The organism is Micromonospora sp. WMMA2032 (genome assembly GCF_002688545.1).
GTDB lineage: Bacteria > Actinomycetota > Actinomycetes > Mycobacteriales > Micromonosporaceae > Micromonospora > Micromonospora sediminicola.
The window spans coordinates 5,254,965-5,279,160 of sequence record NZ_CP024052.1 but is presented as its reverse complement, the minus strand read 5'-3'; the positions used below and the strand labels follow the sequence as shown (position 1 = coordinate 5,279,160).

The following is a 24,196-nucleotide window of genomic DNA, read 5'->3' as shown; positions in this document are numbered from 1 at the left end:
TCGCGCTGCGCACGCGGCCGTAGTCGACGTGGCGACGGGCCACGAAGCGGCGGACGACAGCGGCGGTCATGGGCCTCATGCTGCCACACCACCGTCCCACCGACCACCGCCCGCCCCGGTGATCCCACATCACGGGCGCCCCCGCCCAGATCGACACCCATCCACCCCCCACCCCCCGTGACCAGCATCACCCCACCCGAGATCGTCGATCATGAAATTGGCGGCGGCAAAAGGAACGGCGGGTGCCGTCAACCTCATGATCGACCGCTGGGGGCCGGGGGTGGGGGGCCCGGTCGGGGGTGGAATCGGCGGAGCGGGGTGGCGGGGGTGGGCGGGCGTGTGACGCTGCGGGATGTGAGCGCGTTCGCCGGGCCTGCGCCGTCCCGAGCCCGCCTCGGTCGGCCGGTGTGGGTCGTACCGGGGCTGCTCACGCTGGGGATCACGCTGGTCGGAATCGGACACGCGCAGCCGTGGCGCGACGAGCTGGCCACCTGGAGCGCCGCCACCCGCCCGCTGCCCGACCTGCTCCGGCTGACCCGCGTCATCGACGCCGCCACCGGGCCGTACTACGCGCTCATGCACGGATGGACGGCGCTGGTCGGCACCTCGCCGACCGCGTTGCGGCTGCCCTCCGCGCTGGCCATGGCCGCCGCCGCCGCGCTGACCGCCCGGCTCGGCGCGCGCCTCGTCGGCGACCGGGCCGGGCTGCTGGCCGGGCTGCTGTTCGCGGTGCTGCCGGCCACCTCGCGCTACGGCCAGGAGGCCCGCCCGTACGCCCTCGCGACGCTGCTCGCCGTGCTCGCCACGCTGCTGCTGGTCGACGCGCTGCGCCGGCCGACCTGGAGGCGTTGGGCCGGGTACGCGCTCGCCGTCGCCGCGCTCGCCCTGGTCCACCTGATCGCGCTCACCCTGCTCGCGGTGCACGCCGTGGTGGTGCTGCTGACCGCCGCACGCGGCCCGGCGACGGCCGTCGACCCGCCCGACCGGTCCCGGCCCGAGAGGCTCGACGCCGGCGCGGCCCGCGACGCCCGAGGGGCGCCGGTACCCGGCCGGCGGGTGCTGGCGCGGTGGCTGCTGGCGCTGGTGCCGGCCGTCGTGCTCGTCACCCCACTGGCGCTGGTCGCCCGGGGCCAGCGCGGTCGGCAGCTCGACTGGGTCGACCCGGCCCGCCTGCCCGACCTGGCGGCGCTGCCCGGTGGGCTGGCGCAGAGCGGCGTGGTGGGCGGGTTCCTGCTGGCCCTCGCGGCGCTCGGCGCGGTCCGGCTGGGCCGGCGGGCGCTGCTGCCCGCCGCCGCCGTGCTGCTGCCGGTGCTGCTGCTCTTCGCGGCCGGCACGGTGGTGCCGCTCTGGGTGAGCCGCTACCTGGTCTTCACCGTGCCGTTCGCCTGCCTGCTCGCCGGCGCGGCCCTGGCCGGGACGACACCGACCGGGGCCACGCCGGCCGGGGCCACGCCCACCGGGGCCACGCCCGCCGGGGCCACGCCCGCCCGGGCGGCGGTCAGCGGGACGAAGCCGACGGGGACCGCTCCGGCCGGAGCAGGGCTCGGGGCGGCGCTGGCCCTGGTGGCGCTGGCCGGGCTGCTGGGGCTGCCCGACCAGGCGGCGTTGCGCCGTACCCACGAGTGGCCGCGCGGCGCGCCCGTCGACTACGCGGGCGCGGCCCGCGTGATCGCCGCCGGCGAACGGCCGGGTGACGCGATCGTCTACTCGCCCCGCGACAGTTGGCTGTTCCCGGATCTGGGCATGGCGTACCACCTGGGGTCGCGGCTGCCCCGTGACGTGCTGGTGGTCCGCGACCAGCGGCAGGGCGCGGACCTGTGGGCCACCGAGTGTGAGGCCCCGGCGCGGTGCCTGGCCGGGGTGGACCGGGTCTGGCTGGTGGTCACCGGGCGTCGGGCGGACCCGCTGGCGGCGGTGCCCGGCGCGAAGGGCGCGGCGCTGCGCGACGGCTTCACGGTGCGTCAGGTCTGGCCGCGCCCGGGCCTCACGGTGGCCCTGCTCGCCCGGTGAGGCGGTCGGTGGTGCCCCGGGCCAGCGGGACGACCAGCGCCGCCTCGGTGCCGCCGCCGGCGCCGTTGCGCAGCTCGATGGTGCCGCGCAGCTCACCGGTGACCAGCGCCCGGACGATCTGGAGGCCGAGGTTGCCGCCCCGTTCGGCGTCGAACTGCCCGGGCAGGCCGCGCCCGTTGTCGGTGACCGAGACGTGCAGCTCCTTGCGGAGCCGGTGCACCGAGACCACCACCTCCGGCTTCGGCCCGTCCGGCGCAGCGGGAGCGCCGTCCTCGTCGGCCGGCGGGAAGCCGTGCTCCACGGCGTTGAGCAGCAGCTCGTTGAGCACCATCACCAGCGAGGTGGCGATCTCGGCGGGCAGCACGCCGAAGCTGCCCTTGCGGCGCATGCCGACGGTCACCTCGGTGGCGGCCACCTCGGTCGCGGCGCTGGCGACCCGGTCGACGATGCCGTCGAACTCCACCGCCTCGTCGCTGGACATGGAGAGCGTCTCGTGCACCAGCGCGATCGAGGCGACCCGGCGTACCGACTCCTCCAGCGCGACCCGGGCCTCGGGCATGGCCACCCGGCGGGCCTGGAGGCGCAGCAGCGCGGCGACGGTCTGCAGGTTGTTCTTCACCCGGTGGTGGATCTCCCGGATGGTGGCGTCCTTGGTGATCAGGGCGCGGTCCCGGCGGCGTACCTCGGTGATGTCGCGGACCAGCACCAGCGCGCCGATCGGCACTCCGGCGGGCATCAGCGGCAGGGCCCGGGTCAGCATGGTGGCGCCCCGGGCGTCGATCTCCCGCCGGGGCGGCGCCTCGCCGCGCAACGCGGCGAGCACGGCGTTGCCGGCGTCGGTGCCCTCGAGCGGGTCGCCGGCCAGCCGGCGGTGCAGCTTGGCCAGGTCCTCCCCCACCAGGTGGGAGGCGAAGCCGAGCCGGCGGTACGCGGACTGCGCGTTCGGGCTGGCGTAGGTGACCTTCCCGTTGGCGTCGAGCCGCACCAGCCCGTCGCCGACGCGGGGCGCCGAGGTGGTCTCGCCCGGGTGCCGGGGCGGCGGGAACGTGCCGTCGGCGATCATCTGGGCCAGGTCGTCGGCGGTGGTCAGGTAGTTCAGTTCGAGCTGGCTCGGGGTGCGCGCGGTGGAGAGGTTGGTGTCGCGCCCCACCACGGCGATCACCTCGCCGTTCTCCCCGTCACCGGTGCGCAGCCGCACCGGGATGGCCTCGTGCCGGGCGGGCACGTCGCCGTACCAGACCGGGTCGCCCTCGCGCCAGATCCGGCCCTGCCGGTGGGCCACCTCCAGGTGCGCCACCTCGGGCCCGCCGACGATCCGGCCGACCTGGTCGTCCAGGTAGGCGGTCGGCGCGGTGGTCGGGCGGACCTGAGCCACGCAGAGGAAGGTGCCGTCACCGTCCACCGGCACCCAGAGCAGCAGGTCGGCGAAGGAGAGGTCGGACAGCAGCTGCCAGTCGCCGGCGATCCGGTGCAGGTGGTCGATGTCCGCCGGACGGAGCGCGGTGTGCTCCTCGGCGAGGTCACGGAGGGTGGACACGCCCCACAGCGTGCCACGCCGGACCTCACATCGTCGCCGTGACCTTCTTCAACCCGCGTGGTGCGTCCGGGTCCTCGCCACGGGCCAGCGCCAGGGCCAGCGCGAGCCGTTGCAGCGGCAGGATGTCGAGCAGCGGCGCGTACCGCTCGTCGACCTCGGGCACCGCCATCCGGGTCTCCCCGACGTCGGCGGAGCCGACCACCACCACGTCGGCGCGGCGCTCGCCGAGCCGGGGCAGCACCTCGCGCATCGACGTGCCGCCGGGGCCGGAGCCGACCACGGCCAGCACCGGCACGTCCGGGTCGGTCATGGCGAGCGGGCCGTGCAGCAGGTCGGCGCCGGAGAAGGCGAGCGCCGGCAGGTACGACGTCTCCATCAGCTTCAGCGCCGCCTCCCGGGCGGTCGGGTACGCGTAGCCCCGGCCGGTGGTGACGAGCTGGGCGGCGAACCGGTAGCGCGGGGCGAGCCGGGCCGGGGTGTCGTCGGCGAGGGTGCGCGCGGCCAGCTCGGGCAGGCGGGCCAGCGCGTCCCGTTCCTCGGCGGGCAGCGCGCCGTCGCCGGCGCGTACCCCCTCGACCAGCATGAGCAGCGCGAGCAGCTCGGCGGTGTAGGTCTTGGTGGCGGCGACGGCCCGCTCGTGGCCGGCGGCGATGTCGACGCTCAGCTCGGCGGTCTCGACCAGCGGCGAGTCGGGGTTGTTGGTGACGGCGAGGGTGAGCGCGCCGGAGGCCCGGGCGACCCGCAGCACCTCGGCCAGGTCGGGCGAGCCGCCGCTCTGGCTGACGCCGACGACCAGCGCGTCGGAAAGGTCGGGCCGGGCGCCGAAGACGGTGATCGCGCTCGGCGAGGCGAGCCCGGCGGGCAGCCCGAGGCGGATCTCGGTGAGGTAGGCGGCGTAGAGCGCGGCGTGGTCGGAGGTGCCCCGGGCGGTGAAGACCACGTGCCGGGGCCGCCGGTCCGCGACGACGGCCGCGACCTCGGCGATCGCGGTGGCGTGCTCGGTGGAGAGCAGGCGCTCGTAGCCGGCCGGCTGCTCGTCGATGTCGGCGGCCATGCCGACCCCTGGACGGGTCACCCCGCACCCCCTTCTGCGCGATTGCCGCGCGTTCGATGCTCAGTCTTGCACGTTTGAGCGGTCGCGGGCAACGCAACGAACAGTAGTGCGCAGTGGATCACCAATGCTGGACAAGATCCCCTACGCTTGCCCGGCTGACGACCCGACCGGCGAGAGGACGACGTGCCCGAGGACGACGCCGCGCTCTCCGCGGAGGAGGAACTCGCGCTGGCCCGCCTGGCGCTGGGCGAGGGCGACCTGCGGCACGCCGCCGACCACGTGGCCGCGGCGCTGGTCCGCTCCCCCACCCTGCCCGAGGCGCACGAGACGCTCGCCCGGCTCGCCGCGGCCAGCGGAGGCGACCTGGACCTCTTCCCGCTGGGACAGCACGCGTTCGTCGGCGCCGTGGTGGCGCGGGCACACCTGCTCGCCGCCGCCGGCCGCCCCGCCGAAGGGCTCGACCTGCTGGCCGCCGCCACCGGCTACGCGCCCGGCGCGCCGTGGGCCGCCGTGCCCTGGGTGACCGCCGCCGACCTGCCGGAACGCCTCGATCCGGAGCGCACCGCGCGGATCCTCATGCAGGTCTGCGCGGCCGTGCCGGACCCGGTGCCGCGCCGGCTGCGCGAACCGCTCCAGCCCTACCTGGCGCTGGCCCGCAACGCGATCACCGTGCACCCCGAGCACCCGCTGCTGCTGGGCGCGGCGTCCGCGCTGGCCCGACGCCTGGGCGAGGTCGCCTTGGCGGTCACCTGGGCCACCCGGGGGGTACGCGCGGAGCAGACCAAGCTCGGCGAGGTCTGGCTCGGGTACGCGTACCGCAGCGCCGGCCGGACCGCCGACGCGCTGGCCGCGCTGGAGCGCGCCGTCGCGCTCGACCCGGACGACCTGGCGGTCTACGCGGACATCGCCGGCACGCTGGCCGACCACGGCCGGCTGGACGCCGCGCTGGACTGGGTGGACCGCGCGCTGGCGAAGGACCCGTCCTTCGACTGCGCCGTGCACACCGCCCACCGGCTGCGCTTCCAGCGCGACGGGAACGTCGACCACCTGGTGGCCCTGGCCGACTTCGTCCGCGACCACCCGGACGACTCGCACGAGCACGGCGACCTCGCCGAGTGCTGCCGGGGCCGCCCCTGGCTGGGTCAGGTGACCCCGGTGGGCGCGGACGATCCGCTGGTGCCGGAGAGCCTCGCCGACAGCACGCTCCCGTCGGCCGGCGCGGTACGACGGCTCCAGCAGCTCGCCCAGCCGGCCTGGGCCCATCCCCCGGCGGCGTACGACGCCGCGGTCGGCCTCGCCACCGTCGACCTCGCCGACCTGCTCGGCCTGCTGGCGCATCCGCCGGAGACGCCGCCCACCGCGCTGGGGCGGGTGCTCGCCGGCCAGGATCCCGCGCTCTGGGTGCGGTGCGCCCAGGTCTGGGCCTGCCTCGGCCTGCTCCACCACCGCACCGACGAGCCGTGGGCGGAGTCCACCCGCCGCCGGGTGCTGGGGGCACTGGCCGCCGCCGGTCCCGGCCCGGTCGCCGAGGCGGCGCTGTTCGCGCTGGTCACCGCCGCGTGGGTGGAACCCGGGGTACGCGCCGACGTGGCCGGCCTGGTGGCCGGGCGGCTCGCCGAGGTGGCGGGCGGGCGGGCCCGCCGGACCCCGGCGGCGGTGTCGCTGGCGCACCTGGCCCGGGCCACTCCGGCCCTCGACCCGGCCGCCCGCGCCACCGCCGAGGCGTTGGTCGCCGATGCCGGGGCCGGCCCGCTGCGCCGGCTGTGGCGGCACCTCGCCGCCCTGTTCCGTCGCGCCTGACGACGCCCGGGGCGGTCCCCCGGGACGGTGCTGCCGGTACACGGTGTTAAGAAGGGGCCCCGGTACAACGCCAGGCGTTAAGCGGGGCCCCTTCCTTACACGTCAGACGGGGGCCTTGCCGAGCGCGATCTCGGCCTCGTCCTCCGGCGTGGCGCCGGCCGGCGGGGCGTCGTTCGTCGCCCGCAGCGGCACCTCCTTGATGAACCAGGCGAGCACCGGGACCGCCACGGTGAAGAAGACGGCCCACAGGAAGACGTGCGAGATGGCGTCGGCGAGCGCGCCCAGCACCACCTCCCGGGTGGCGCCGGTGAGCTGCTTGAGCTTCTCCAGGTCCAGCGCTCCGCCCTCGCCGCCGCCCTTGCCGGCGAACGCCGGGCCGGCCGCCGAGTCGGCCAGCCGGTTGGCGAAGACGGCACCGAAGAGCGAGACGCCGAACGAGCCGCCGATGGACCGGAAGAAGGTCGCCGCGCCGCTCGCCGCGCCCAGGTCCTTCTGCTCGACGCTGTTCTGGGCGATCAGCATCGAGGTCTGCATGAGGAAGCCCATGCCGACGCCGAGCACGACCATGTAGATCGAGGACTGCGTCTTGCTGGTGTCGAGGTCGAGCAGGCTGAGCAGCCCCATGCCGAGCGCCATCACCACGCCGCCGATGATCGGGAAGGCGCGGTAGCGCCCGGTCTTCGTGATCGTCCGGCCCACCACCAGCGAGACGACGAGCATGCCGAACATCAGCGGGAGCAGCAGCAGTCCGCTGTTCGTGGCGGACGCGCCCTGGACGGTCTGCTGGTAGAGCGGGAGGAAGTTCATCGCGCCGAACATGGCGAAGCCGAGCAGGAACCCGATCACCGAGATGAGCGCGAAGTTGCGGTTGGCGAACAGGCCCAGCGGCAGGATCGGCTCGGGCACCCGCCGCTCGACCAGGGCGAAGGCGACCAGCGCGACCACGGCCAGCGCGGCGAGGCCGAGGATCTGCGGCGAACCCCAGTCGTACTCGTTGCCGCCCCACGTGGTGACCAGCACGAGCGCCGTGATGCCGACCGAGAGCAGCGCCGCGCCCAGCCAGTCGATCTTGTGTTCGGTGCGGTACTTCGGCAGGTGCATGGTGGTGGCGAGGACCAGCAGCGCCACGCCGCCCAGCGGCAGGTTGACGTAGAACGCCCAACGCCAGGACAGGTTGTCGGTGATGAAGCCGCCGACCAGCGGGCCGGCCACCATGGCGATGGCCATGATGCCGGCGATCATGCCCTGGTAGCGGCCCCGCTCCCGGGGCGGGACCAGGTCGCCGATGATCGCCATGACGCCGACCATCAGACCGCCGGCGCCGAGACCCTGGACCGCCCGGAACGCGATCAGCTCGACCATGCCGTTGTCGGTGCCGCCGAAGACGCCGGAGCCGGACATGCCGCAGAGCGCGGAGCCGATCAGGAAGACGACCACCGCGGTGAGGAAGACCGCCTTGCGGCCGTAGAGATCGCCGAGCTTGCCCCAGATCGGGGTGGAGACCGTCGTTCCGAGCACGTACGCGGTGACCACCCAGGTGAAGTGGTCGGCGCCGCCGAACTCGAACACGATGCGTGGCAGCGCGGTGCTGACGATCATGTTGTCGAGCATCGCGAGCATCATCGCGATCATCAGGCCGAAGAGGACGACGCGGACGTTGGGTCTCGCGGTGACCTCGGCTGGTTGACTCATGGGTAGGCTCCCCCGCAGATCGGTGATCGACTTACTTGCCGCCCGGCTAGTTTGCTTACTAGCCGCACGGTAAGCTGGGTACGGACGAGCGTCAAGCGGATTGGAAGGTGTCGGTCGGTGAGCGAGGGCACAGGCGGCACGCGCCAGCGGATCCAGGCGGTCGCGCTGGAGCTGTTCACCGAGCAGGGATACGAGAAGACCTCGCTCCGGGAGATCGCCGAGCGCCTCAACGTGACCAAGGCCGCGCTCTACTACCACTTCAAGAGCAAGGACGAGATCGTCACCAGCTTCGTCGACGACCGGCTCCGCCGGATGGACGAGCTGATCGCCTGGGCCGCCGAGCAGCCCGCCACGCTGGAGACCCGGCGCGCGCTGATCGGCCGGTACGCCGACGCCATGTTCGCCGGCGAACTGCCCAAGGTGATGCGCTTCTTCGAGCAGAACCAGACCGTGCTCAAGAGCCTCGCCGCCGGCCAGCAGATGCGCGAGCGGATGATGCGGCTGGCCGGCGAGCTGTGCCGGGGCGACGAGTCACCGGCCGCCCAGCTGCGGGCCGCGCTCACCCTGTTCGCGGTGCACACCAGCTGGTTCGCGGTGCGCGCGCCGGGCATCTCCGACGACGAGCGGAAGAAGATCGCCCTGGAGGTGGCCGACGAGCTGCTGGCGAAGATCGGCGGCTGAGCCGGCTCAGCCCTCGGCGGTCAGCGCCAGACGCAGGCCGAGCAGGTCGACGCCGGGCAGCGGAGACCAGTCCTTCTCCGGCAGCCGGACGAACCCGAGCCGGTCGTAGAGGCGCCGCGCGCTCGCCGCCATGCCGTCGCGAACGCAGATCACCACCGCCGTGCAACCCAGCTCGACGGCGCGCGCCACACACGCCCGCGCCAACGCCGCGCCGGCGCCCCGGCCCTGGGCGGCCGGGTCCACCGCGAGCATCCGGAACTCCGCCTCGCCCGGCCCGGCCAGCTCCGCGTACGGGGTCCCGGGCAGCACGAACGTGACCGCGCCGAGCACCGCGCCGGTGGGCTCGTCCACCGCCACCAGCACCTCACCAGTCTCCGCCCGGCCGGCCACGTCGGCGAGCACCACGGCGTACCCGTTCTCGCCCTTGAGCTGGCCGTCCGCCTCGTACGCGGCCACCGTCAGGCGGGCCACCGCCGGGAAGTCCGCCGGTTGCGCGCGGCGGACGAGCAGGCCGCTCAACCGATCACCGCGATCAGATCGCCGTCCTGCACCACGTCGCCCTCGTTGACCGCGAGCTGCTGCACCACGCCGTCGGACTCGGCGACCACCGGGATCTCCATCTTCATCGACTCCAGGATCACCAGCGTGTCGCCCTCGGACACGGTGTCCCCGGCCGACGCGACGACCTTCCAGACGTTCGCCACCATCTCGGCGCGGATCTCCTCGGCCATGTCCCGGCCCTCCCTCTGTCCGACAGTCCTGCGACGGTATCCAATCATGACGCCGGTCACGCCGGCCCTCGGACCACCCGCGCGCTGACCCGCCCCGCCGCCCACGGGACGGACCGGGCGGCACTAGCATCGTGCGGGTCGGCTCCCGGCGCGCCGGGGACCACACGCGACCTCCGCCGCGCTCCGCCGCGGACGGACCGTGACCAGCACAAGGAGGCAGAGCATGGCGAAGAAGGCCCGGAAGAAGAAGGCCCGGAAGAAGAGCGGCGCGAACCACGGCAAGCGCCCCAACTCCTGATCGTCCGCGATCAGCGCGCCGGCCCGAGGCCGGACAGACCGGTGGCCCGGGTCCGTGCGGACCCGGGCCACCGGTGTACGTGCCCAGTCAGTCAGCCAGCTCGCGCGACTCGGTCGTCTCGAAGACCACCAGCTCGGTCAGCCGCAGCCGCAGCCGCTCGCGCAGCTTCTCCGGCGCGGCCTCGTTGCCGCAGCACCGGGCGACCAGCGCCTTGACCTCCTGCTCGATGCCGTACTCGCGCAGGCATGGGCCGCACTCGTCGAGGTGGTGCCGGATCAGGACCCGACGCTCCTCGGCACACTCCAGGTCGAGGTAGAGGTAGACCTCGGCGAGCACCTCGCGGCAGTCCGTCTCGTGCGGTTCTCCACAGCTCACGGTCACACCTCCCGGCCGGCGGTGGCGGTCGAGCCCTTCGACGACGCGGCGCTGAAACCTCGCTCCGACGCGTACCCCTCGAGCAGCTTGCGCAGATTACGTCGGCCTCGGTGCAGGCGGGACATCACGGTGCCGATCGGCGTGCCCATGATGTCGGCGACCTCCTTGTAGGAGAAGCCCTCGACGTCGGTCAGGTAGACGGCCAGGCGGAACTCCTCCGGCAACTGCTGGAGGGCCTCCTTGACGTCGCTGTCCGGCAGCCGGTCGAGCGCCTCGGTCTCGGCCGAGCGCAGACCGCTGGACGTGTGCGACTCCGCCTCGGCGAGCTGCCAGTCGGTGATCTCGTCGGTCGGCGCCTGGACCGGCTGGCGCTGCCGCTTCCGGTAGGAGTTGATGTAGGTGTTGGTCAGGATCCGGTAGAGCCAGGCCTTCAGGTTGGTGCCCTGCTCGAACTGGTGGAAGGCGGCGTACGCCTTCAGGTAGGTCTCCTGGACCAGGTCCTCGGCATCCGCCGGGTTGCGGGTCATCCGCAGCCCGGCAGCGTAGAGCTGATCGACGAAGGGCATCGCGTCCCGCTCGAAGCGGGCCCTGCGCTCGTCCGTCTTCTCGGTGGTCAACCGCACATCCCCTCGCGTCGGATGCTTTCCCGCCGAGGATACGCGTACCCGGGAGCCAGCAGATTCACTTCCCGAGTGTGTGCCGGTGCTCACGGCCGACCCCGACGCGGGCCACTCCGGCGCGTCGAGCAGCCGCCGGAGCCGCCGTTCGTCCCGTTCGTCCCGCTCCCGGTTCCGTGTCTCGATCGGCACCGGTCACCCCCCTCGCGCTGACAATGTCATCCAAGGGGCTTCAACGCGAAGCGCGGGCCGTCGCATTCCATCGCACCGGCTCGACCACCCGTCCACCCGTTCCCGGCCCCAGCCTCGGCCGCGACCGACGCTGGGACCAGGAAGGGCCTGGGAGGTGACCCCGGCGCGCCCGAACCGGGCGGCCGGCGCCACCCGGTGCAACGACCACCGCCGGGGAGGGTCACGCGTCCCGGGCCGTGGTTCAGGTCAACCAACCGCGAGCGGCGAGCCAGTCGCGGACCGCCGCCGCCGTACCCGTCGGATCGACCCGCAGGTCGTGGCGCTCCCCCGGCCGGACCACCACCTCGACCCCCGGCCCCGCAGCGGGTACGCCGAAGGGGTCCCGGTCGCCGTTGACCACCAGCGTCGGCAGGCCGGTGTCCAGTTCCGCCGCCCGCGAGCGTTCCGGCCGCCCCGGCGGGTGCAGCGGGAACGCCAGCGCCACCACACCCGACGCCCCGACCGTCCCGGCGGTCCGGCAGGCCACCCGGGCGCCGCTGGACCGGCCGCCCACCACCCAGCGGCCGGCGTCGGGCAGGCGTCGACGCAGTTCGGCCAGCACCGCCGTCCAGGCCTCGTCGAGGTGCCCGGCCGGCGCCGGCGCGCGCCGGCCGGCGACCCGGTAGGGCTGGGTCACCAGCACCACTCCCGCCCCGGCGTCGCACACCGCGTCGCGGACCGCGACCAGGTCCGGCGCGTCCACGCTGCCGCCCGCCCCGTGGCCCAGCACCAGGACCGTGGAGCCGGCCGCCGCCGGCCGGTCGAGCCGGATCCGGGCCGGCCCCCGCGCAGTGTCGATCTCGTCGTCGTGCCGCACCGCCTCATTCTGCGCGCGACGCCCCGCGCGACGCGGACGGGAGCAGACATCCCGCCCGACCACGGCCTCAGCCGCCCACAGCCCACGGCCCACGACTCACGGCCCACGACTCACCGCTCACGATCCTGCGCATTCGGCTCGGAACCCTAGAGATCTTGGTACGGAATGGCCCCTGTAGGGGCCTTCTTCTACCAAGATCTCTAGCTGTCTCGTGCCGTGGAAGCGGAATCCCACCGAGTGGCGAACTGCCAACCGAAGCGGCAACGGCGACGGATGAGCCGCGCACGGTGAACGCCATCGCGGCCGGACCGACGGGAACCGACACCTCGAACCGGCCGCGCACGACAACGCCCGTCGGCAACGCCCCAGCTCCGCACCGCCGCCGACGCCGACGCCGAATCAGCGCGGCAGGACGACCCGTCCGCACCGACCAACGTGAGATCGGCACTGCCGGCGGGCCGGCGACACCGCTCGGCGCGAGATCGGCGATGCCCGGCGCCCGCGGGCCGGCGGACCGGACCGCGGGCGACGGGCGTGATCAGCTCAACGGCACCAGCGTGAGCAGACGGTCCCGGACCGGCGGGCCGGCCTCGTCGATCGCGTCCGGATCCGGCTGCACCTCGCTGCGCCAGGCGACGAGCATGGCTCGCCGCTCACGCGGCGTGGTGCCGCCCCAGACGCCGTGACAGTCGCCGACCTCCAGCGCCCAGGCCAGGCAGGAGCCCTGGACGTCGCAGGTGCGGCAGAGCGCCACCGCCGCGTCGGCCGGCTCGTTGGGCGCCGGGAAGAACGTCTCCGGATCGACGCTCTGGCAGGTGCCTCTGGTGCGCCAGGCATCATCCTGTCGCCGTTCGCGCAGAGCCCGTAGCAGTCGTGGATCGCGCCGTGCGGCGGCCACCTCGTGCGGGCGGGGCATGCGTGCCCGTGTCAATACACCCACCTCCCCCGTGGGACCGGCGAGGATCTTCGAAGAGATCGATGGGTGTCATCCGCCCCGTGCGAACGGACACCCACCACCGGCGCTGTGTTCTATCGCACTCGCGCACGCGGGGACAAGGGTCTCCGGTAAACATGGCTGAACGTCCGGGCGACGTTTCAGGCGTAACCCCGGCAAATCAGCACACGACAATGTGCCGAGCGTGATCAGAACAGCGTCAGTGTGGAATCCGCCTCCGCCCCCGCCGGGCCGACCCGTCGGACCAGCTCCGGCCCGTCGTTGCGGACGTCGCCGACGGCCGGTGAGACCGGCCGGATCTCCAACCCGGCGAGCTGCGCGTCGTCGGGCGGGACGAGCAACGCGGCGGGCTCGTCGGTCGGGCCGAGCCACGCCGCCCAGCGGTCCGGGGACAGCAGCAGCGGCATCCGGTCGTGCACCTCGGCCAGCTCGCCGAGCGCCGCGGTGGTCAGCACGCTGAACGTCAGCCGGGCCTGGCCGGCCGACTCCCAGAGCGACCAGATGCCCGCGAACGCCAGCACCGAGCCGTCCCGTGGGGTCATGAAGTAGGGCTGCCGGCGGCCGTCGGTGCGACGGACCCACTCGTACCACCCGTCGGCCGGGACCAGGCAGCGCCGGCGGGCGAAGGACGGGGCGTACGCGCGGCTGGTGGCGACCGTCTCGGCCCGCGCGTTGATCATGCGGGCGGCGCCGGCGGCACTGCGGGACCAGGGCGGGAGCAGGCCCCAACGCCCGAGGGAGAGCAGCCGGTGCCCCTCGGGCGCGAGCCGGACCAGCGGCACCGGATCGGTCGGGGCGACGTTGAAGTCGGGCCCGACGCCGCCGGTGGAGTCGACCGACTCGAACAGCGCGCTCAGGTCCCCCGCGCTCCGGGTCGTCGCATACCTCCCGCACATGGCGCCCACGCTAGCCCCACCCGGGCGTTTCGGCTGTCCCGCTCACCGGGAGCAGGGCGCGGGGACGGTTCCACCGGGCCGTCGGGTTGGCAGAATGGAGGCGTGGGGAATCTGACCGCGACGCGTCCGCCGCAGCCGTGGACCGCGCCGACCGCGAGCGACCCGGTCGCCGCGACGCTGCGCCTGCCCGGTTCCAAGTCCATGACCGCCCGGGCCCTGGTGCTCGGCGCGCTGGCCAGCGGGCCGTCGACGCTCGCCCGGCCGCTGCGCGCCCGCGACACCGAGCTGATGGCCGGCGGCCTGCGCGAGCTGGGGGCCCACATGTCGGCCTCCGACGACGACCGCTGGCTGGTCCGCCCGCACGCGCTGGTCGGCCCGGCGCACGTCGACGTCGGGCTGGCCGGCACCGTGATGCGCTTCCTGCCGCCGGTGGCCGGCCTGGCCGCCGGGCGGGTCACGTTCGACGGCGACCCGCACGCGCGCACCCGTCCGCTCGGCCCGCTGATCGACGCGCTGCGCACGCTCGGCGTCCGCATCGACACCCCACCGACCGGCAGCCTGCCCCTGGTGGTCCTCGGCGCCGGCCGGGTGACCGGCGGCGAGGTCGTCATCGACGCCTCCGCGTCCAGCCAGCTGGTCTCCGGGCTGCTGCTGGCCGCCCCCCGCTTCGACCGGGGCGTGGTGGTCCGGCACCAGGGCCCGCCGGTGCCGTCCGCGCCGCACCTGCGGATGACCGTGCAGATGCTGCGGGCCGCCGGGGCGGCGGTGGACGACACCACGCCCGATGTCTGGGTGGTCGAGCCCGGCCCGCTCACCGGGCGCGGCTGGGAGATCGAGCCCGACCTCTCCGGCGCCGCGCCGTTCTTCGCCGCCGCGCTGGTCACCGGCGGTGAGGTCACCCTCCAGGGCTGGCCGCGCAGCAGCCTCCAGCCGGTCGAGCAGCTGCGCGAGCTGCTGCACCGGATGGGCGGCGAGGTCACGCTCGGCACCGACGGGCTGACCGTGCGGGGCACCGGCACGGTCCGGGGGCTGGACGCCGACCTCTCCGACGTGGGTGAGCTGACCCCGGTGCTGACCGCGCTCACCCTGCTGGCCGACGGCCCGTCCCGGCTGACCGGGATCGGTCACATCCGGGGCCACGAGAGCGACCGGGTCACCGCGCTGGCCAAGGAGTTCGCCGGGCTGGGCGCGGACGTCACCGAGACCCACGACGGCCTGGAGATCCGACCCCGGCCGCTGCGCGGCGGCACGTTCCGGACGTACGCCGACCACCGGATGGCGCACGCCGCGGCCGTGGCCGGCCTGGCCGTCCCCGGCATCGAGGTCGACGACGTGACGTGCACCTCGAAGACCATGCCGGAGTTCCCGGCACTATGGTCGGGGATGGTGACCGGCAAGAACTGAGAGCGGGGGACGTCCTGGCGACGAAGCGGCGGGAGTACGACGAGGACGACGTCCGGGTACGTCCCGGCCGGTCGTCGCGGCCCCGTACGCGCACCCGGCCCCGGCACGCCGACGCCGTCGACGGGTTCGTGATCGCCGTGGACCGAGGGCGCTACACCTGCGTGCTGCCCGACGCCGGTCCCGAAACCCCGGTCGTCACCGCCATGCGCGCCCGCGAGCTGGGACGCAAGTCGGTGGTGGTGGGCGACCGGGTGGGGCTGGTCGGCGACACCTCCGGCGCGTCCGGCGCGCTGGCCCGCATCGTCCGCATCGCCGAGCGCCGCTCCGTGCTGCGGCGCACCGCCGACGACGACGAGACCACCGCCGAGGGCCGGCTGGAGCGGGTGGTGGTGGCGAACGCCGACCAGTTGGTGATCGTCAGCGCGCTGGCCGACCCGCCGCCGCGCACCGGGTTCATCGACCGCTGCCTGGTGGCCGCGTACGACGCCGACATCGAGCCGCTGCTCTGCCTCACCAAGGCCGACCTGGCCGGTCCGGAGGCGGTGCTCGGCTACTACACCGAGCTGGAGCTGCCGTACGTGCTGATCCGCCCGGAGTCCGACCTCGCCGAGCTGCGGGCGCTGCTCGCCGGCCGGATCTCGGTGCTGGTGGGCCACTCCGGGGTGGGCAAGTCGACGCTGGTCAACCGCCTCTGCCCGGACGCGGAGCGGGCGGTCGGCACGGTCAGCGCGATCGGCCGCGGCCGGCACACCTCGACCAGCGCGGTGGCGTTGCGCCTGCCGCCGCCGCCCGACCCGGTCGGCGACCCGGGGTGGATCGTCGACACGCCCGGCGTCCGCAGCTTCGGGCTGGCGCACGTCTCGGCGGAGAGCCTGCTGCACGGCTTCCCCGACCTGGTCGAGGCGACCGTCGACTGCCCGGCCAACTGCCCGCACACCGCCGACGAGGCGGACTGCGCGCTGGACGCCTGGGTGGCCGCCGGCAAGGCGGACCCGCGCCGGCTGGCCTCGTACCGGCGGTTGCTGGCCTCGCGCAGCGGCGAGGGCGACCCGCGCGAGCCCGAGCGCAACCCGGGCGATCCGCTGGCCGGGTCCTGACCGGCGGACGGACGCCCCACCCGCCGGTGCCACCGGCGCGGCCGACGCTAGCGTGTCGACCATGACCGGGTACGCCGACGACCTCGCCCTCGCCCACCTGCTCGCCGACGCCGCCGACGCCGTCTCCACGGCCCGGTTCCGCGCCCTCGACCTGCGGGTCGAGTCGAAGCCGGACCTGACCCCGGTCTCCGACGCGGACACCGCCGTGGAACGGGAGATCCGGGCCCTGCTGGCCACGCACCGGCCGGCCGACGGCCTGCTCGGCGAGGAGTACGGGGAGCAGCCCGCCGCCGGCCCGGACGGGCGGCGCTGGGTGGTCGACCCGATCGACGGGACGAAGAACTTCGTCCGGGGCGTACCCGTCTGGGCCACCCTGATCGCGTTGCTGGAACACGACCGGCCGGTGCTCGGCCTGGTCTCCGCGCCGGCGCTCGGACGGCGCTGGTGGGGCGCGGTGGGCGCGGGCGCGTTCGCCGGGCCCGGCCCGGCCGAGGCGACGCCGATCCGGGTCTCCGGCGTCACGGCGCTGGCCGACGCCAGCGTCTGCTACTCCTCGCTCACCGGCTGGGAGCAGGCCGGTCGGCTGGACGCGATGCTCCAGCTCATGCGGGACACCTGGCGCAGCCGGGCGTACGGCGACTTCTACGGCTACATGCTGCTGGCCGAGGGCGCGCTGGAGGTGATGGTGGAGCCGGAGCTGTCGCTGTGGGACATCGCCGCGCTGGTGCCGATCGTCACCGAGGCCGGCGGCACGTTCACCGACCTGGCCGGGCGGCCCGCGCCGGCCGGCGCGGACTCCGGCGACATCAGCGCGATCGCCAGCAACGGCGCGCTGCACGGCGACATCCTGCGCCGGCTCGGCCGGCCGGCCGAGCGCTGACCCGGCGGGAGCTCTATCCTCGCCAGGTGGTCTCCTCCGGCTGGTGCTTCCTCGCGGCGATGATCGTCGCGTACGGCTTCGCCAACCTTCTCCAGTCGGTCGCCGCCGCGCGGACCACCGTGCACCACACGTTCGACCCGGGGCTGCTGCTGCGGCTGGCCGGTCACCGGACGTACCTGATCGGGCTGGCCTGCCAGGTCGTCGGCTTCGTGCTGGCCTTCCTGGCCCGCCGCGACCTCCCGCTGTTCCTGGTCCAGGCCAGTGTGGCGGCCGGGCTCGGGGTGACCGCCGTGCTCGGTGTGCTGGTGCTGAAGTGGCGCCTGCCGGCCGCCGAGGTGGCCCTGTTGGTGCTGCTCTTCGGTGGGATCACCGCGCTGGTGCTCTCCGCCGAGCCGGCGCCGTCGCGGCAGCTGGGCACCGCCGGGTTGATCAGTCTGGTGGTGGCGCTCGGCGCGATCGCCGTGTCCGGCTTCTTCGCCGCCCGGCTGCACGGCGCGCCCGGGTCGGTGGTGCTCGGCTCGCTGGCCGGGATGGCGTTCTCCGCCGCCGCGGTGGCGGCCCGACCGCTCGCCTCGGCCGATTCGGCGGAGGCGTTCGTCCGCGACCCCCTGCTCTACCTGCTGATCGCCCACTCGGTGGTCGGTCAGCTGCTGCTCGGCCTGGCGATGCAGCGCGGTTCGACCACGGCCGCGGTGGCCGCGATGGACGCCGCCGGAGCGGTGCCCGCGGCGATCGTCGGCCTGCTGCTGCTCAACGACAAGATCTGGCCGGGGCGGGAGTGGCTGGCCGGGCTCGGCTTCCTGGTCACGCTGGCGGCCGTGGTGGGCCTGACCCGGTATGCCGAGCCGCAGCACCACCACGCGACCGCCCGCGACCGGGGGCCGGCGATGATCGGCGCCGGGGTGGTGCCCGCTCAGGCCGCCTCGACCGGTCCCCGGGCCTCGACGACCACCTCGACCGGCGGGGTCGGCTCCACCGGGGTGGCCGGCCGACGGCGCCCGATCACCCGCTCGTAGAGACGCTCCAGCGCCGCCGCCGTCCGTTCCCAGGTGTAGCTGCACCGCACCCGGTCCACCGCGGCGTGGCCGTACGCGAACCGCCCGGCGTTGTCGGTGAGCATCCGGCGCAGCGTCACCCCGAGGGTGCGGACGTCGCCCGGGGGCACCAGCTTGCCGGTCACCTCGTCCACCACGGCGTCGGCGATGCCGCCCATGGCGTAGCCGACCACCGGCACCCCGCAGGCCATCGCCTCCAGCGAGACGCGGCCGGCGGACGAGTAGTGCGGCGTGCAGGCCACCACGTCGGCGGAGCGGTACCAGGTGGCCATCTGGTCGTGCGGGACCGCGCCGACCAGCTTCACCTGCTCGGCCACCCCGGCCCGCTCGGCCAGCTCGCGCAGCCGGCGCGCCTCGGCGTGGCCGGCCAGCCGTTCGGCCGGCGGTCCGCCGGCGATCACCAGCTCGGCGTCGCCGACCAGCCGCATCGCCCGGATCAGGTCGTCCTGGCCGTGGCCGGCGGAGAGCCCGCCCACGGAGAGGATCCGGGCGCGCTGGTCCCGGGGGGCGGCCTCGCCGTCCGGGTGGAACTGGCCGAGGTCCACGCCGGTCGGCACCATCGCCACCGAGGTGCGCTGGAGGCCCATCCGGGTCAGCTCGTCGACCTCGTCGTTGCACTGGGCGACCGCCACGTCCACGGCCCGGGTCAGCGCCCGCTCCAGCGGGATGCGCTCGCCCGGCCCGCCGTAGCTCCGGCCGAGGTGACGCAGCTGCTCGACGCCGAGCGAGTGGAAGGTCTGCACCACCGGGATGTCGGTGGCCCGGACCGCGTGGGCGGCGGCGAGACCGCCCACCCAGTAGTGACCGTGCACGACCTCGGGGGCCCACTCACCGGTCCACTCCTGCGCCAGCCAGCGGCCGAACTCGGACACGTACGGCACCAGTTCGGCGGTGGGCAGCGGGTCGGCCGGGCCGACCGGCACCCGCTCCAGGCGGTAGCCGTCCAGCTCGGTGAGCGCGGGCTGGGCCGCCGCGTCGCGGCGTTCGTACACCCGGACCTCGTGGCCCCGGGCGGCGAGTTCCGCCGCCACACGCGCAATGTGCTCCTGGGTCCCGACGGTGGGACCGTCGGTGGACGAGCCGGCGTGCGCGCATACAAGGCCGACGCGCATGGTGCACCTCCATGCGTTCTCGCGAGCGGGGTCTCCCGGTCAGAGCGTCCCATTAACCCGGGTCCGGTGCGCCCAAACCTGGCAGATCGCCGGTGGCGACGGAGCGTCGCGCGGGCGGGACACCGCGCCGACCGGTCCCGATCAGGCCGACTCGGGCGGCATGACCGGCCGGCGCGGGGGTACCGGCGAAGGATGCCGCTCACCCGCACCCTCGCCGACGCCACCGTCGTCATCACCGGCGCCTCCAGCGGGATAGGCGCGGCCACCGCCTACGCGCTGGCCCGTCGGGGCGCCGCCGTGGTGCTGGCCGCCCGGACCGAGGCGGCGTTGGAGCGGGTCGCCGCGCACTGCCGGGAGTTGGGCGGGCGCGCGCTGGTGGTGCCCACCGACGTGACCGATCCGGATGCGGTGGAGCGGCTGGCGGCGCGCGCGGCGGCCGAGTTCGGCCGGATCGACGCCTGGGTCAACAACGCGGCCGTCGGCACGGTGGGGCTGTTCGACGAGATTCCGGTGGCCGAGTTCCGCCGGGTGGTCGAGGTGAACCTGCTCGGCACCGTGCACGGAATGCGGGCCGCGCTGCCCTGGCTCGGGGCGGCCGGGGGCGGCGTGCTGGTCAACAACGCCTCCGTGCTGGCCGAGGTGGCCATGCCGTACCAGTCGGCGTACAACGCCACCAAGCACGCCATCCGGGGACTGGCCGACACGGTCCGGCAGGAGCTGCGGGTGACCGGCCGGGGCGCCATCTCGATCTGCACCGTGCTGCCGGCCACCATCGACACGCCGTTCTTCCGGCACGCGGCGAACCACACCGGCCGGGAGCTGACCCCGCCGCCGCCGGTCTACCCGCCGGAGATGGTGGCGGAGACGATCGTCCGGCTGCTGCGCCGTCCCCGCCGGGAGGCGTACGCGGGGGGCGCGGCCCGGCTGATCGGGCTCCAGTGGCGGCTCGCCCCGGCGGTGGCCGAGCGGGTGCTCGGCTGGTACACCGCGCGCACCCAGTTCGGTCCCGGCGTACGCCTGGACGCCACCGGCAACGTGTTCACCCCCGACGCGGCGGCCGAGCGGACCGACGGCTGGTCGGGTCGGCGCGGCCAACTCCTGCGGCTGACCGCGGCGTTCGGGCTGGCGGCGGCCGGCACGGCGGTCGGCACCGTCGCGGCGATCGGCCGACGGTCCCGGGCCGGTCGCTCATGAGTCCCGTCGACCGGACCGATGCGCGGGGGGAGGCCGACGTGCACAATGGGACGATCATGCCGACGGACGCACGTTGCCTGGTCGAGACCGCCGAATCCTCCGCGACGGTCCGGCTGACCGGTGTGCTCGACCGGGCCGGGGTGGACGCCGTGCGGGGCGCGCTGCTCGGCCGACTCTGGGCCCGGCCGGGGCCGATGGTGGTCGACCTGTCCGGGGTCCGGATCCCCGACCCGCAGGCGCGCGAGGCGCTCGACGAGGTCGGCCGCGCGGTCGCCGACTGGCCCGCCACCGACCTGCTGTTCGTTTCCGGTGGCCGGCCGGTCCCCCGACCGGCGGACGCGCCGCCCGAGCTGCTCGACGTCGAGCTGCTCCCGGTGGTGGAGGCCGCGCGCGAGGCCCGCGCGCTGGTCACCGACGGCTGTGCCCGCTGGGGACTGCCGGAGCTGGCCGAGCCGGCCTGCATCGCGGTCACCGAGATGGTCAACAACGTGGTGGCGCACGCGGCGACGCCGATGACGCTCCGGCTGGCGTCCCGCGGCGGCGCCCTGCACGTGGCGGTACGGGACCACGCCGCCGGGCGTCCGACGTACGCGGGGCCGGCGCCGGTCGACTCGGTGGGCGGCCGGGGACTGCTGCTCATCGACGTGGTGGCCCGGCGCTGGGGCAGCACCGCGCTGCCCGACGGCAAGGTGGTGTGGTGCGTGCTGCACGCCGAGGACGAGGCGGCCTTCCGCAACTGAGGCGGGATTTCGCCCTCTTGCTCCCGATCCACCCGCTCGGTCGCGGTTAATGCGGTCAACGCAGTGGGTAGTTCACCCCCATGCGCGACGACGAGTACCCCACCCCCGTGTCCGACCCCGAGGCGGAGGGCCTGCCCGACACCGCCGACGACGACTCGACCGCCAACGACGACGTCCTGACCGGGCGCGAGGCGGACGGTCCCGAGCCGGCCCAGATCCCGGGTGACCGCACGCCGGTCGCGGTGGACCGGTTCGGCACCACGGCGGAGGAGCAGCTCGACGGCGAGTCGCTGGACTACAAGCTCGACCGCGAGCAGTACGAGCGGCCCGCCGACGACCCGCTCGCCGGCCCGGTCGACCCGGACATCGCCGCCGAGGCGGACAGCGAGGAGGCCGCGGCGCAGGCCCAGCTCGACGCGGACGTGATCGACCCGGGGCCGGTCTCCGACCCGAACTCCCCGGTCTCGATCTACGACCACGGCCAGCTCGGCACCGTCGCCGACCACCAGGTGGGCCGGCTGGTCGAGCCGGACGAGGGCGCGCGCACCGACCAGGAGACCGACAACGTCGCCTACGACGCCGGCGCGGCCGGCGGCGGCGCCACCGCGGAGGAGCTGGCGATCCACGAGACCCGGCCGCCCGAGGCGCGCTGAGCTCTCAGCCGTCCAGGCCGCGCTCGATGGCGTACCGGGTCAGCTCGACCCGGTTGTGCAGCTGGAGCTTGCCCAGGGTGTTCTGCACGTGGTTCTGCACCGTCCGGTGGGACACCCCGAGCCGCTCGGCGATCTGCTTGTAGGACAGCCCCTTGGCGACCAGACGCAGCACCTCGGTCTCCCGTTCGGTGAGCCGGGGTGCGTCGTCGTGCGGGGTCGGCGGCGCGGCCGCGAGCCGCCGGTACTCCCCCAGCACCAGCCCGGCCAGGCCGGGCGTGAACACCGGCTCTCCGGCCGCGGTGCGGCGCACCGCGTCGAGGAACTCGGCCGGGGCGGCCGACTTCACCAGGTAGCCGGTGGCCCCGGCCTTGACCGCGTCCAGCACGCTCTGCGGCTCGCCGCTGGCCGACAGCATGAGCACCCGCACGTCGGGCAGGGCGGCGCGCAGCCCGTGGATCACCTCCACGCCGGAGACGTCCGGCAGTTGCAGGTCGAGCACGACCAGGTCGGGCCGGGCCGCCGCGGCCACCCGGACCGCCTGCCGTCCCTCACCGCTGGTCGCCACCACCTGGTGGCCGGCCTCGGTGAGGTCGCGGGCCACCCCTTCCCGCCACATCGGGTGGTCGTCGACCACCATCACCCGGATGCTCACCGCCGGCTCCTCGGCACGATCAGCTCGAACTCGGTCCCGGCGCCCGGCGTGGAGACGATCCGCACCTCACCGCCCAGATCGACCACCCGACCCCGGATGGACTGGGCCACCCCGAGCCGCCCCTGGGTGGCGGCTTCCGCCAGCCGCCCGTCCGGGATACCCGGCCCCTCGTCGCGTACCGAGACGGTCACCGTCTCCTCCTCGTCCTCGATCAGCACCCAGGCCCGCCCGCCGGCGTGCCGGGCCACGTTGTCCAGCGCCGCGCCGACCGCCGCGGCCAGCTCCCCGGCCGTCCGCGCCGGCAGCGGCACCGGGGTCGCCGGGGCGGCCACCTGGACCGTGGCCGAGGCGTACCGGTCGAGCAGGTCCCGCAGGTCCCGCTCGTCGGTGTCCCGGTCCGGCGCGACGCCCGCCCGGCCGATCAGCGCCCGCAACGCGGCCTCCTGCTCACCGGCCAGCCGGGCCAGCTCCGCCGCCTCGCCGTCCAGGTCCGCGCCGCGCCGCCGGACCAGCGCGAGCACCTGGAGCACCGAGTCGTGGATGTCCCGGGCCAGCCGTTCCCGCTCGCGGGTCGCCGCCTCCAGCTCCACCGCCCGCTGCAACCGGGCCTCCGCCTCGACGGCCAGCCGGGCCACGTGCCCGACCACGACGCCGGCCAACAGCATCAGGATCGCGCCGGTCAGCGCGGACGGGCTGATCCGGTCCCGGGTGGCCAGGTCGGCGCCGCCGAGCACCAGCGCGGCCACCGCGCCGCGCCGCCGGCCGCCGGAGACCGCCCAGGCCAGCACCGGCCCGGCCAGCCAGGCGACGGTCAGCGTGGGCACGCCGGCGGCGAGCGCCGTGCGGCCCACCACCCAGGGCGTGGCCAGGATGATCGCGAGCACCACGCCGAGGTCGGCCAGGAGCAGCGGCCAGCGGCGTCCGCCCGGGCGTCCGTAGCCGGCCGCCGTGACACCGGTCCAGGCCAGCATCGCCAGCAGGACGGCGCCCGCGGCGACCGGGTGCGCGTACCGGGTGGCGTCGCGCAGCACGAGCAGGCCGACGTACGCCAGCGAGGCGAAGCGGAACACCGCGATGGACCGCCAGAACGGGCCTTCCAGGCCGGAGGACGACGGCATGGGCGTCACCATGCCACAGCCCGTCACCGGCGGGCCGCCTGGTGCGGGCCGATAAACCCTGACGTACGGTGGAAATGCCGCGAAAGTCGTCGAGAAGCAGCGCTGGGACGGGGTCATGACGGACGGAGAATCCCCCGCACAGCGTACGGTTGTGCCCATCGAACCTTCCCTCCTCATCGCCGAGGCCTTCGACCAGGCCCAGGTGACCGAGCTTCGGCACTCGGTCACCTCCTGCGCGCACGCGACGGGGCTGGCCGGCCAGCGACTCGACGACTTCGTGCTGGCGGTCAACGAGCTGATCACCAACGCGGTTCGGCACGGCGGCGGGCAGGGCCGGCTGCGGCTCTGGCGCCGGGGCGGCGACCTGGTCTGCGAGGTGGCCGACCACGGCCACGGGATCAGCGAGCGACGGTTGCGCGACCGCGACCGGCCGGCGCCGGACACCGCCGGCGGTTGGGGGCTCTGGCTGGCCCGGGAGCTGAGTGACTCGATGGAGGTGGAGACCGGCGACGCCGGCACCGTCGTCCGGATCACCGCGGCTCTGGGCGCCCGGCAGCCCGCCGACCGTCCGCTGGACGGCTGACCGGCCACCGGGCC

The 24,196-nt window shown here is 75.0% G+C and carries 25 protein-coding genes; 12 read left to right on the top strand and 13 right to left on the bottom strand.

The annotated features are described in order from the left end of the window. Positions 1-405: 405 nt before the first annotated feature. On the top strand, positions 406-2,010 hold the full coding sequence (locus CO540_RS24515; protein WP_371682242.1) for a glycosyltransferase family 39 protein: 1,605 nt from the start codon (positions 406-408) through the stop codon (positions 2,008-2,010). Here CO540_RS24515 and CO540_RS24510 read toward each other — a convergent pair. After that, positions 1,985-3,547, bottom strand: coding sequence for a PAS domain-containing sensor histidine kinase (locus CO540_RS24510; RefSeq protein WP_099163795.1), 1,563 nt, complete (start codon positions 3,545-3,547; stop codon positions 1,985-1,987). The two genes, CO540_RS24515 and CO540_RS24510, sit on opposite strands and share 26 nt — an antisense overlap. A 25-nt stretch (positions 3,548-3,572) precedes the next feature. Beyond that, positions 3,573-4,601 carry an SIS domain-containing protein gene (locus CO540_RS24505; RefSeq protein ID WP_099163794.1) on the bottom strand — a complete coding sequence of 343 codons (1,029 nt, stop codon included), beginning with the start codon at positions 4,599-4,601 and terminating at the stop codon, positions 3,573-3,575. 183 nt (positions 4,602-4,784) lie between these two features. Here CO540_RS24505 and CO540_RS24500 point away from each other — a divergent pair, with 183 nt between their 5' ends. Beyond that, complete coding sequence (locus tag CO540_RS24500; RefSeq protein ID WP_099163793.1) at positions 4,785-6,401, top strand: tetratricopeptide repeat protein; 1,617 nt, start codon at positions 4,785-4,787, stop codon at positions 6,399-6,401. 102 nt (positions 6,402-6,503) lie between these two features. Here the strand turns inward: CO540_RS24500 and CO540_RS24495 are convergent, their stop codons facing one another. Beyond that, positions 6,504-8,093, bottom strand: a complete 1,590-nt coding sequence (locus tag CO540_RS24495; RefSeq protein ID WP_099163792.1) for an MDR family MFS transporter — start codon at positions 8,091-8,093, stop codon at positions 6,504-6,506. Positions 8,094-8,210: 117 nt separating this feature from the next. Here CO540_RS24495 and CO540_RS24490 point away from each other — a divergent pair, with 117 nt between their 5' ends. Continuing rightward, positions 8,211-8,774: a TetR/AcrR family transcriptional regulator gene (locus tag CO540_RS24490; protein WP_091570899.1), complete on the top strand. Its 564-nt coding sequence runs from the start codon at positions 8,211-8,213 to the stop codon at positions 8,772-8,774. A gap of 6 nt (positions 8,775-8,780) precedes the next feature. Here the strand turns inward: CO540_RS24490 and CO540_RS24485 are convergent, their stop codons facing one another. Beyond that, positions 8,781-9,293 carry a GNAT family N-acetyltransferase gene (locus CO540_RS24485; protein ID WP_099163791.1) on the bottom strand — a complete coding sequence of 171 codons (513 nt, stop codon included), beginning with the start codon at positions 9,291-9,293 and terminating at the stop codon, positions 8,781-8,783. Then, positions 9,290-9,505, bottom strand: coding sequence for a biotin/lipoyl-binding carrier protein (locus tag CO540_RS24480; protein ID WP_091068708.1), 216 nt, complete (start codon positions 9,503-9,505; stop codon positions 9,290-9,292). Before CO540_RS24480 ends, CO540_RS24485 begins: the two co-directional genes overlap by 4 nt. Before the next feature lie 223 nt (positions 9,506-9,728). Here CO540_RS24480 and CO540_RS31395 point away from each other — a divergent pair, with 223 nt between their 5' ends. Further along, a complete protein-coding gene (locus tag CO540_RS31395) occupies positions 9,729-9,803 on the top strand; it encodes a 50S ribosomal protein bL37 (protein ID WP_369700219.1) in 75 nt (24 codons plus the stop codon). Between the two features lie 87 nt (positions 9,804-9,890). On the opposite strand, the gene rsrA is transcribed toward CO540_RS31395, so the two are convergent. The 5 genes from rsrA to CO540_RS24455 all read right to left on the bottom strand — a co-directional run bounded on the left by rsrA (position 9,891) and on the right by CO540_RS24455 (position 13,694). Next, complete coding sequence (gene rsrA / locus CO540_RS24475; protein ID WP_091576980.1) at positions 9,891-10,178, bottom strand: mycothiol system anti-sigma-R factor; 288 nt, start codon at positions 10,176-10,178, stop codon at positions 9,891-9,893. Between the two features lie 2 nt (positions 10,179-10,180). Beyond that, positions 10,181-10,987, bottom strand: a complete 807-nt coding sequence (locus CO540_RS24470; RefSeq protein WP_099163790.1) for a sigma-70 family RNA polymerase sigma factor — start codon at positions 10,985-10,987, stop codon at positions 10,181-10,183. Between the two features lie 241 nt (positions 10,988-11,228). Next, positions 11,229-11,843, bottom strand: coding sequence for an alpha/beta family hydrolase (locus CO540_RS24465; protein WP_099163789.1), 615 nt, complete (start codon positions 11,841-11,843; stop codon positions 11,229-11,231). A gap of 538 nt (positions 11,844-12,381) precedes the next feature. After that, positions 12,382-12,774: a WhiB family transcriptional regulator gene (locus CO540_RS24460; RefSeq protein ID WP_091570883.1), complete on the bottom strand. Its 393-nt coding sequence runs from the start codon at positions 12,772-12,774 to the stop codon at positions 12,382-12,384. Positions 12,775-12,986: 212 nt separating this feature from the next. After that, the gene (locus CO540_RS24455; protein WP_099163788.1) at positions 12,987-13,694 is read right to left on the bottom strand and encodes an SOS response-associated peptidase; all 708 of its coding nucleotides are present in this window, start codon (positions 13,692-13,694) and stop codon (positions 12,987-12,989) included. Positions 13,695-13,796: 102 nt separating this feature from the next. On the opposite strand from CO540_RS24455, the gene aroA reads away from it, so the two are divergent. From aroA to CO540_RS24435, 4 genes are all read left to right on the top strand, one after another. After that, positions 13,797-15,098 (top strand): 3-phosphoshikimate 1-carboxyvinyltransferase, encoded by a 1,302-nt coding sequence (aroA, locus tag CO540_RS24450; RefSeq protein WP_099163787.1) that lies wholly within the window; start codon positions 13,797-13,799, stop codon positions 15,096-15,098. After that, positions 15,068-16,195 (top strand): ribosome small subunit-dependent GTPase A, encoded by a 1,128-nt coding sequence (rsgA, locus tag CO540_RS24445; RefSeq protein WP_172967927.1) that lies wholly within the window; start codon positions 15,068-15,070, stop codon positions 16,193-16,195. Before aroA ends, rsgA begins: the two co-directional genes overlap by 31 nt. Before the next feature lie 61 nt (positions 16,196-16,256). Further along, positions 16,257-17,075, top strand: coding sequence for a histidinol-phosphatase (hisN, locus tag CO540_RS24440; RefSeq protein WP_099163786.1), 819 nt, complete (start codon positions 16,257-16,259; stop codon positions 17,073-17,075). A gap of 59 nt (positions 17,076-17,134) precedes the next feature. Further along, a complete protein-coding gene (locus tag CO540_RS24435) occupies positions 17,135-18,091 on the top strand; it encodes a hypothetical protein (protein WP_172968068.1) in 957 nt (318 codons plus the stop codon). Here the strand turns inward: CO540_RS24435 and CO540_RS24430 are convergent. Next, a complete protein-coding gene (locus CO540_RS24430; RefSeq protein WP_099163784.1) occupies positions 17,989-19,242 on the bottom strand; it encodes a glycosyltransferase in 1,254 nt (417 codons plus the stop codon). The two genes, CO540_RS24435 and CO540_RS24430, sit on opposite strands and share 103 nt — an antisense overlap. A gap of 192 nt (positions 19,243-19,434) precedes the next feature. Between CO540_RS24430 and CO540_RS24425 the strand changes: the two genes are divergently transcribed. The 3 genes from CO540_RS24425 (at position 19,435) to CO540_RS24415 (ending at position 21,829) form a co-directional block, all read left to right on the top strand. Continuing rightward, positions 19,435-20,436 carry an SDR family oxidoreductase gene (locus CO540_RS24425; RefSeq protein WP_099163783.1) on the top strand — a complete coding sequence of 334 codons (1,002 nt, stop codon included), beginning with the start codon at positions 19,435-19,437 and terminating at the stop codon, positions 20,434-20,436. Positions 20,437-20,492: 56 nt separating this feature from the next. Further along, positions 20,493-21,176, top strand: coding sequence for an ATP-binding protein (locus CO540_RS24420; protein WP_253866173.1), 684 nt, complete (start codon positions 20,493-20,495; stop codon positions 21,174-21,176). 80 nt (positions 21,177-21,256) lie between these two features. After that, complete coding sequence (locus CO540_RS24415; protein WP_091570855.1) at positions 21,257-21,829, top strand: DUF5709 domain-containing protein; 573 nt, start codon at positions 21,257-21,259, stop codon at positions 21,827-21,829. 4 nt (positions 21,830-21,833) lie between these two features. Here the strand turns inward: CO540_RS24415 and CO540_RS24410 are convergent, their stop codons facing one another. Together CO540_RS24410 and macS are read right to left on the bottom strand one after the other, a co-directional pair. Further along, the gene (locus CO540_RS24410; RefSeq protein WP_172968067.1) at positions 21,834-22,466 is read right to left on the bottom strand and encodes a response regulator transcription factor; all 633 of its coding nucleotides are present in this window, start codon (positions 22,464-22,466) and stop codon (positions 21,834-21,836) included. A gap of 11 nt (positions 22,467-22,477) precedes the next feature. Next, positions 22,478-23,599, bottom strand: a complete 1,122-nt coding sequence (gene macS / locus CO540_RS24405; RefSeq protein ID WP_099164914.1) for a MacS family sensor histidine kinase — start codon at positions 23,597-23,599, stop codon at positions 22,478-22,480. Between the two features lie 115 nt (positions 23,600-23,714). Between macS and CO540_RS24400 the strand changes: the two genes are divergently transcribed. Beyond that, positions 23,715-24,182, top strand: coding sequence for an ATP-binding protein (locus tag CO540_RS24400; RefSeq protein WP_099163781.1), 468 nt, complete (start codon positions 23,715-23,717; stop codon positions 24,180-24,182). The last annotated feature ends 14 nt before the right edge of the window (positions 24,183-24,196 follow it).